Below are 8,218 nucleotides of genomic sequence, written 5' to 3' on the forward strand. Positions count from 1 at the left end.
CGAATCGTCATTCCCGCGAAAGCGGGAATCCAGGGGTGGGAGGGGCCACACGGGGACACACACTGTCGCATGGACCTGGATTCCGCAACCGAAGGGCAAGGGACCGCGCCGTTTCACGGCGGCGATTCAGACGATCCCCGGCGGCCTCTCGAGGACCTCGGCCATGCCGAGCTGAGCGCGTGGCTCGACGCCCGCGGGCTTCCGTCCTATCGCGCCGATCAGATACGGCGCTGGCTGTTCCAGAAGCACGCGACCGAGTTCGAGAGCATGACCGACCTGTCGCGGGAGCTGCGGCAAGCGCTGGCGCGGTCGTTCGTCATCGGCAGCCTGGCGGTGCAGCAACAGAGCCGTTCCGATGACGGCACCGTCAAGTACCTGCTGCGTTTGCGCGACAGCAACCTCGTGGAGACCGTGTATATTCCGGAACCGGACCGGGTGACGCTGTGCGTGTCGACGCAGGCGGGATGCGGTCTGGGGTGCGCGTTCTGCGCCACCGCGCGCATGGGACTCAAGCGCAACCTCACTCAGGCGGAGATCCTGGACCAGATCCTCGAGGTGCAGCGCGGGTGCCCCGAGGAGCGGCGGATCTCCAACCTGGTGTTCATGGGCATGGGCGAGCCCCTGGCCAACTACGATGCCACGCGCGGGGCACTGGAAACCATCACCGATGCCCATAGCGGCATGGCCATCTCGCCACGCAAGATCACCGTCTCGACGGTCGGATTGCTGCCGCAGATGCGCCGGCTCATGGAGGAAACACGGGTGAACCTGGCCATCTCGCTCCATGCCGCGCGCGACGACGTGCGCTCGGGGCTGATGCCGGTCAACCGTAAGTACCCGGTGGCGGACTTGCTGGAGTGCTGTCGCTCCCTGCCGGTGCCGCGGCGCAAGCGGATCACCTTCGAGTATCTGCTTCTGCGCGGTGTGAACGACCTCCCGGCGGACGCGGCGGAGCTCGCGAGACTGCTTCGCGGGATCCGTTGCAAGGTGAACCTGATACCCTTCAATCCACACGAAGGGAGCGGTTTCGACCGGCCGCCGGAGGACGTCATCGAACGCTTCGGAGAAGCGCTGCGGGCCCGGGGAATCCAGACCCACGTGCGCCGTCCCCGGGGCGAGGACATCCAGGCGGCCTGCGGGCAGTTGTATCACGCGGCGGCGCCGGAGGACGCGGGCGGGCGCGCACGCGTCGCGGCCACCATGGAACAGCGGCGGGGCGCGGGTTCTCGAGCGGCCCAGTGAACGGGGAAACGGACATGGAACAGAACACGACCCTGGGCGTCATCGGCGGCACCGGCCTGTACGAGATGGAGGGACTGAGCGGGGTGGGCGCAGTGGAGGTGGAACCCCCCTTCGGCGCCCCCTCCGCTCCCTTCGTGACGGGCACCCTGGCCGGGGTCGACATGGTCTTCCTGCCGCGTCACGGCAGGGGCCATCGCCTGCTGCCTTCCGAGGTCAACAACCGCGCCAACATCTTCGGCATGAAGAAGCTCGGCGTCGGACGGATCCTCTCGGTCAGCGCGGTAGGCAGCCTCCAGGCGGAGATCGAGCCGGGCCACGTGGTGCTGCCGGACCAGTTCATCGACCGCACCTACCGGCGCCCGAGCACGTTCTTCGGCGACGGCATCGTGGCCCACGTGCAGTTCGCCGACCCCTTCTGCAACGACCTGCGCGCCGCGGTGGCGGCGAGCGCCGCCGATGAGGACATCACGGTGCACGGCCGCGGCACCTACGTGTGCATGGAAGGGCCGCAGTTCTCCACCCGCGCCGAGTCGGCGCTGCACCGGAGCTGGGGCGCCGACGTCATCGGCATGACCAATCTCCAGGAGGCGAAGCTCGCGCGGGAAGCCGAGATCTGCTTCGCCACCATCGCCATGGCGACGGACTACGACTGCTGGAACGAGGCCGCCGGCGACGTGGACATCGAGGAGGTCATCGCGGTGCTGCAGAAGAACGCGGACGTGGCCAAGCGCATCGTCCGGGGCACGCTGGAGCGCCTGACCGCCGAGCGCGCCTGCCCCTGCGCCACCGCCCTCGCCATGGCCATCGTCACGGACCGCTCGGTGATCCCGGACGAAGCCCGGACGAGGCTGGGGCCGCTGGTGGACAAATATCTCTAGTGGTTGAGCGAGCGTGGGGCCTTCGGGCTTCGGGAGGATTGCGACGATGAATGTTCTGGTGGTGGGCTCCATGGCCTTCGATTCCATCGAGACCCCGCACGGCCGTGCCGACCGGATCCTGGGCGGCTCCGCGGCCTATTTTTCCCTGGCCGCCGCCTTTTTCGCGCCGGTGCGGATCGTCGGCGTGGTGGGCGAGGACTTTCCCGACGAGCACCTGACCGCGCTGTCGCGCAGCGGCGTGGACCTGGAGGGGTTGCAGCATGCTCCGGGCAAGACCTTCTACTGGCACGGTCGCTACCACGAGGACCTCAACGTGCGCGACACCCTGGAGGTCCAACTCAACGTGCTGGAGGAATTCGTGCCGCGCCTCCCCGCGGGTTACGAGGACACCGAGTACGCCTTTCTCGGCAACATGCACCCGGCGGCGCAGTTGGAGGTGCTGGCGCGCTTGAAGCAGCCCCGGCTGGTGGCCCTCGACACCATGGACCACTGGATCCACGAGACGCCGGAAGAGTTGCGCAAGGTCCTGGAGCGGGTCGAGACCGTGGTGATCAACGACTCCGAGGCGCGCATGCTGAGCGGGCAGCACAACATCGTGCGCGCCGCCCGCGCCATTCTCAAGATGGGACCGCGGGTGGTGCTCATCAAGCGCGGCGAGTACGGCGTCTTCCAGTTCTCCGACGCGGCGACTTTCGTGGTGCCGGCCTATCCGCTGGAAGAGGTCCTGGACCCCACCGGCGCGGGCGATTCCTTCGCCGGCGGCTTCATGGGGTGCCTGGCCGCGGCCGACGCCGGAGGCGAGGAGGCGCTGCGGCGCGCCATCGTGTACGGCAACGTCACCGCCTCCTTCACGGTGGAGGATTTCGGTCCCCGGCGCCTGATCGCGCTGGACCGTACGGAGATCGAAGAGCGTTATGCGCGTTTCGTGGACTTGACCCGCTTTCACGACTGAAGGCGCCGACCGGGATGGCATGAACATCGCAATGATCGGTACGGGCTACGTCGGGCTGGTCACGGGAACCTGCTTCGCCGAGACCGGCAACGACGTGGTCTGCGTGGACATCGACGAAACCAAGATCGCGCAACTCCACGAGGGGCGGGTGCCCTTCTACGAGCTGGGGCTGGAAGAGTTGCTCCAGCGCAACACGCGCGAGGACCGTCTGTCCTTTTCCACCGATCTGGCCGAGGCCGTCCGGCGCGCGGAAACCATCTTCATCGCGGTGGGCACGCCCCAGGTGTCGGCGGGCGGCGCGGACCTGACCCAGGTTTTCGCCGTGGCCGAGAGCATCGCCATGGCCATGAACGGCGCCAAGATCGTGGTGACCAAGAGCACGGTTCCCGTGGGCACGGCGGCGCGCGTCCGGGAGATCATCGAAGCGCGCACGGCGCATCCGGTGGCAGTGGTGTCGAACCCGGAATTCCTCAAGGAAGGCGCCGCGGTGGAGGACTTCATGAAGCCCGACAGGGTGGTGCTGGGCGGCGAGGACGCCGCCTCTCTCGAACTCCTCAGCCGGCTTTACGAGCCCTTCGTGCGTACCGGCAAACCCATCATCCGCACGGATTCGCGCAGCGCCGAGATGAGCAAGTACGCCGCCAACGCCATCCTCGCCACGAAGATCTCCTTCATCAACGAGACCGCGCGCCTGTGCGAGAAGGAGGGGGCGGACATCGAGCAGGTGCGGCGCATCGTCGGCCTCGACCACCGCATCGGACCGCATTTCATCTATCCCGGCATCGGCTTCGGCGGCTCCTGTCTGCCCAAGGACATCCGCGCGATGATCGCCATGGGCGGCGACGAGCTGGAGATGCCGCTCCTGCGCGCCGTGGATCGGGTCAACGAGACCCAGAAGGGGTTCCTGCTGGACAAGGTGCGGAAACACTTCGACGGGGCGCTGGCGGACCGTACGCTGGCGCTGTGGGGCCTGGCCTTCAAGGCGCGCACCGACGACATGCGCGAGTCTCCGGCCATCCGGATCATCGACGGCCTGCTGGACGCGGGTGCGTGCGTGCGCGCCTTCGATCCCGAGGCCATGAACGAGGCGCGCAAGCGCTACGGCGACCGCATCGCCTGCGGCGACAACAACTACGAGGTAGCCGACGGCGCCGACGCGGTGCTCGTGCTGACGGAATGGAACGAGTTCCGCAGCCCCGACTTTCCGCGCCTGAAGACGCTCCTGCGCCGGCCCGTGGTGTTCGACGGGCGCAACCTCTACGACCCGGCCGTGATGCAACGGCACGGCTTCACCTACTACTCCATGGGACGGGGCCGTGGATAGCCGCCGCATCCGCAACTTCTGCATCATCGCCCACATCGACCACGGCAAGTCCACCCTTGCCGATCGACTGCTGGAGCACACCGGCACCTTGAGCGAACGCGAAAGGACCGACCAGTTCCTCGACAAGATGGAGCTGGAGCGGGAGCGCGGCATCACTATCAAGGCCAGCCCGGTGCGTCTCGAGTACCGCTCGCGCAGCGGCGAGGACTACATCCTCAACCTCATCGACACCCCCGGCCACGTGGACTTCACCTACGAGGTTTCCCGCAGCCTGGCGGCCTGCGAAGGAGCCATCCTGGTGGTGGATGCGGCCCAGGGCGTCGAAGCCCAGACCGTGGCCAACGTCTACCTGGCGCTGGACCACGACCTCCAGGTCTTCCCGGTGATCAACAAGATCGACCTGCCGAGCGCGGACCCGGAGCGGGTCAAGGGCGAGATCGAGGACATCATCGGTCTGGACAGCTCCAATGCCATCCTCGCCAGCGCCAAGCAAGGCGTAGGCACGGAGGACGTGCTGGAGGGAATCGTCGCCAACTTCCCGCCGCCCCAGGGAGAGGAGCAAGGGCCGTTGCGCGGCCTGATCTTCGACAGTTGGTTCGATCCGTACCACGGCGCGGTGATCCTGCTGCGCGTCTTCGACGGGAAGGTGAGCACCGGCGACTCCATTCGCCTCATGTCCACCGGCGGCGTGTTCGAGGTGAACCGCCTGGGGGTCTTCGCGCCGGGTCCGGTGGAGGTGGAGAGCCTCGGTCCGGGCGAGGTGGGCTTTCTCATGGCCTCCATCAAGAACATCCAGGAGGCGCGCATCGGCGACACCGTCACGAGCTACAAGAACCCCACCCGCAAAGCCATGGAGGGTTTTCGGCCGCTCAAGCCCATGGTGTTCAGCGGCCTCTATCCGACCGACTCCGGGCAGTACCAGGCCCTGAGGACGGCCCTGGAGAAGCTCAGCCTGAACGATTCGTCGTTCACCTACGAGCCGGAGACTTCCCGGGCCCTGGGGTTCGGCTTTCGCTGCGGCTTTCTCGGTTTGCTGCACCTCGACATCGTGCACGAGCGGGTGGAACGGGAGTTCGACCTCACCCTCATCACCACGGCGCCCACGGTGGTCTATCGGGTAACCACGCACGGCGGGGAAGTGCTGGCCATCGACAACCCGGTGGCCTTCCCCAACGAGGCCGACATCGAGATGATCGAGGAGCCCTTCATCCGGGCAACCATCCATCTGCCGCAGGACTACCTCGGCGGTGTGCTCAAACTCTGCGAGGAGAAGCGCGGCGTCCAGCAAGAGCTGCGCTACGCGGGTCTCAACCGCGCCATCGTGACCTATGAACTGCCGCTGAACGAGATCGTGTACGACTTCTACGACCGCCTCAAGTCCCTGAGCCGGGGCTATGCTTCCATGGACTACGAGATGGCCGGCATGCGGGCATCCAAGCTGGTGAAGCTGGACGTGCGCATCAACGGCGACATCGTGGACGCCATGTCGCTGATCGTGCACCGCGACAAGGCCTACGGGCGCGGCCGCGACATGGTCCAGCGCATGCGCGAAATGATCCCGCGGCAGCTCTTCGAGGTGGTCATCCAGGCGGCCATCGGCAGCCGGGTGATCGCGCGGGAGTCGGTGAAGGCGCTGCGCAAGAACGTCACCGCCAAGTGCTACGGCGGCGACATCACGCGCAAGCGCAAGCTCCTGGAACGGCAGAAGGAAGGCAAGAAGCGCATGAAGTCGGTGGGCCGGGTGGAGATTCCGCAGGAGGCGTTCCTCGCCGCCCTCAAGGTCTGATTCAAAGTTGCCGGTTAAGCTGTTAAATTCAGGAACGGTTTCCAAGACCCATCCCTGATACGAAAGAGACATCAAGGACGCCCAGTGGCCAGACTTTCAAAGCCTCGGAAATCCGTGTTCCGCGAGTACACGGAAGCCATCCTCATCGCCCTGATCGCGGCGCTGTTCCTGCGCGCGTTCGTGGTGCAGGCGTTCAAGATACCCTCGGGCTCCATGATTCCCACGCTGGTCATCGGCGACCATATCCTGGTCAACAAGCTGTCCTACGGCGTCCGCCTCCCGGACCTGAACTGGGTGCCTTTCGCCGGATGCGTCGATTTGGCAAGGGGTTCCCACGTCGTGAACTGGGACGCGCCGGAACGCGGCGACGTGGTCGTCTTCATCTACCCGCAGGATCGCTGCAAGGACTTCATCAAGCGGGTGGTGGGGGTGCCCGGCGACGAGGTCGTGATCCGGGACAAGAAGGTCTTCATCAACGGGGAGCCCGTGGAGGATTCGCACGCTCACTTCGAGGACCAGGGCATGACCCTGGGCGCGGGCCATCTGCGTGACAACCTCGGCCCCGTCAAGGTGCCGGAAGGCCACGTGTTCGTCATGGGCGACAACCGTGACCGCAGCTTCGACAGCCGGTTCTGGGGCTTCGTGCCCATCAACGACGTGCGCGGCCGGGCCTTCGTCAAGTACTGGTCCTGGGACTCGGAGAGGGAGCAAGGCTCGTGGCAGCGGCTCCGCTGGTGGCGCATCGGCGGACTCATCTACTGACCCTTCACACTAGTGTTGCGTTTGGGAAATACGTTGACGAATCTGCTTGTCCTTTTTGCCGTCGGCTGCGTTGCTCTTCCTCGCGTGGTGCCCGCCACTGCTCGTCATCGCGCCTTGCCGACGACAAAAATTCCTGCGCATATTCGTCAACGTATTTCCCAAACGCAACACTAGCGTTCACTCGTTCACACCATGAAAGCCATACTCACCCTGGCCGACGGGACCTCGTTTACCGGCCGCGCCTTCGGCGGTGAAGGAGAGGCCGCCGGAGAGGTCGTCTTCAACACCAGCATGACGGGATACCAGGAGATCCTCACCGATCCTTCCTACGAGGGTCAGCTCGTCACCATGACCTACCCCGAGATCGGCAACGTCGGCGTCAACCCCGAGGACGACGAATCGAACCGGCCGTACGTCAAGGGCTTCATCGTCAAGGAATACTGCCCCGTGCCCAGCAGTTGGCGCGCCACCCAAGCGCTGCACGTCTACATGCGGCAGCACGGCATCGTGGGCATCGAAGGGGTGGATACGCGCTCCCTGGTGACCCACATACGCGAGCGCGGCGCCCAGGAGGGGATCATCTCCACGGTCAGCCGGGACGCGGCGGAACTGGCCACGAAAGCACAACAAATAGAAGGGGTTGTCGGCCGGGATCTGGTAAAGAACGTCACCTGCCGGGAGCCCTACCGCTGGGACCAGGGAGCCTGGCGGATGGGAAGCGGCTTCGGTGCCGGGCGGGAGCCGGAGTTTCACGTGGTGGCTTACGACTTCGGCATCAAGTTCAACATCCTGCGAGGCCTGGTGGAGGCCGGCTGCGCGGTCACGGTGGTGCCCGCGTGGACGTCCGCCGCCGACGCGCTGGCGCTGGAGCCGGACGGGATCTTCCTGTCCAACGGCCCGGGAGATCCCGCCGCCGTCCCCTACGCCGCGGACAACGTGCGGCAACTGCTGGGCCGGCGCCCCATCTTCGGCATCTGCCTGGGACACCAGATCCTGGGCTTGGCCATGGGCGGACGCACCTTCAAGCTCAAGTTCGGCCATCACGGCGGCAACCAGCCGGTCATGGACCTCACCACCGAAAAAGTGGAGATCACCACCCAGAACCATGGTTTCGCGGTGGACGCGGATTCGCTCAAGGGCGCGGTGGAGGTGACCCACGTGAACCTCAACGACCGGACCGTGGAGGGGCTCCGGCACCGCGAGCATCCGATCTTCTCGGTCCAGTATCATCCCGAGGCGTCGCCGGGCCCGCATGACGCGGCATACCTCTTTGC

General features: G+C 66.0%; 7 protein-coding genes. All 7 read left to right on the plus strand.

The features are described 5' to 3' along the window. Positions 1 to 69: 69 nt before the first annotated feature. Positions 70 to 1,242 (plus strand): 23S rRNA (adenine(2503)-C(2))-methyltransferase RlmN, encoded by a 1,173-nt coding sequence (gene rlmN / locus OXF11_03195; GenBank protein ID MCY4486107.1) that lies wholly within the window; start codon positions 70 to 72, stop codon positions 1,240 to 1,242. Positions 1,243 to 1,256: 14 nt separating this feature from the next. After that, positions 1,257 to 2,120, plus strand: coding sequence for an S-methyl-5'-thioadenosine phosphorylase (mtnP, locus tag OXF11_03200; GenBank protein MCY4486108.1), 864 nt, complete (start codon positions 1,257 to 1,259; stop codon positions 2,118 to 2,120). Positions 2,121 to 2,166: 46 nt separating this feature from the next. After that, positions 2,167 to 3,072, plus strand: coding sequence for a PfkB family carbohydrate kinase (locus OXF11_03205; protein ID MCY4486109.1), 906 nt, complete (start codon positions 2,167 to 2,169; stop codon positions 3,070 to 3,072). 19 nt (positions 3,073 to 3,091) lie between these two features. Further along, complete coding sequence (locus OXF11_03210) at positions 3,092 to 4,396, plus strand: UDP-glucose/GDP-mannose dehydrogenase family protein (GenBank protein MCY4486110.1); 1,305 nt, start codon at positions 3,092 to 3,094, stop codon at positions 4,394 to 4,396. Continuing rightward, the gene (gene lepA, locus OXF11_03215) at positions 4,389 to 6,182 is read left to right on the plus strand and encodes a translation elongation factor 4 (protein ID MCY4486111.1); all 1,794 of its coding nucleotides are present in this window, start codon (positions 4,389 to 4,391) and stop codon (positions 6,180 to 6,182) included. The genes OXF11_03210 and lepA overlap by 8 nt, the downstream gene beginning before the upstream one ends. 84 nt (positions 6,183 to 6,266) lie before the next feature. After that, entirely contained in the window at positions 6,267 to 6,944 is a 678-nt protein-coding gene (gene lepB, locus OXF11_03220; GenBank protein MCY4486112.1) for a signal peptidase I, read from the plus strand. 192 nt (positions 6,945 to 7,136) lie between these two features. Next, a partial coding sequence (carA, locus tag OXF11_03225; protein MCY4486113.1) for a glutamine-hydrolyzing carbamoyl-phosphate synthase small subunit occupies positions 7,137 to 8,218 on the plus strand: 1,082 nt, incomplete at its 3' end.

The sequence above is a fragment of the Deltaproteobacteria bacterium genome, from assembly GCA_026712905.1.
Classification (GTDB): Bacteria; Desulfobacterota; Binatia; order UBA9968; family JAJDTQ01; genus JAJDTQ01.

Excerpts from the sequence above, each read along its gene's own strand:
- OXF11_03205 (MCY4486109.1), top strand. The coding sequence starts at position 2,167 with ATGAATGTTCTGGTGGTGGGCTCCATGGCCTTCGATTCCATCGAGACC.
- OXF11_03210 (MCY4486110.1), top strand. The coding sequence starts at position 3,092 with ATGAACATCGCAATGATCGGTACGGGCTACGTCGGGCTGGTCACGGGA.
- rlmN (MCY4486107.1), top strand. The coding sequence starts at position 70 with ATGGACCTGGATTCCGCAACCGAAGGGCAAGGGACCGCGCCGTTTCAC.
- mtnP (MCY4486108.1), top strand. The coding sequence starts at position 1,257 with ATGGAACAGAACACGACCCTGGGCGTCATCGGCGGCACCGGCCTGTAC.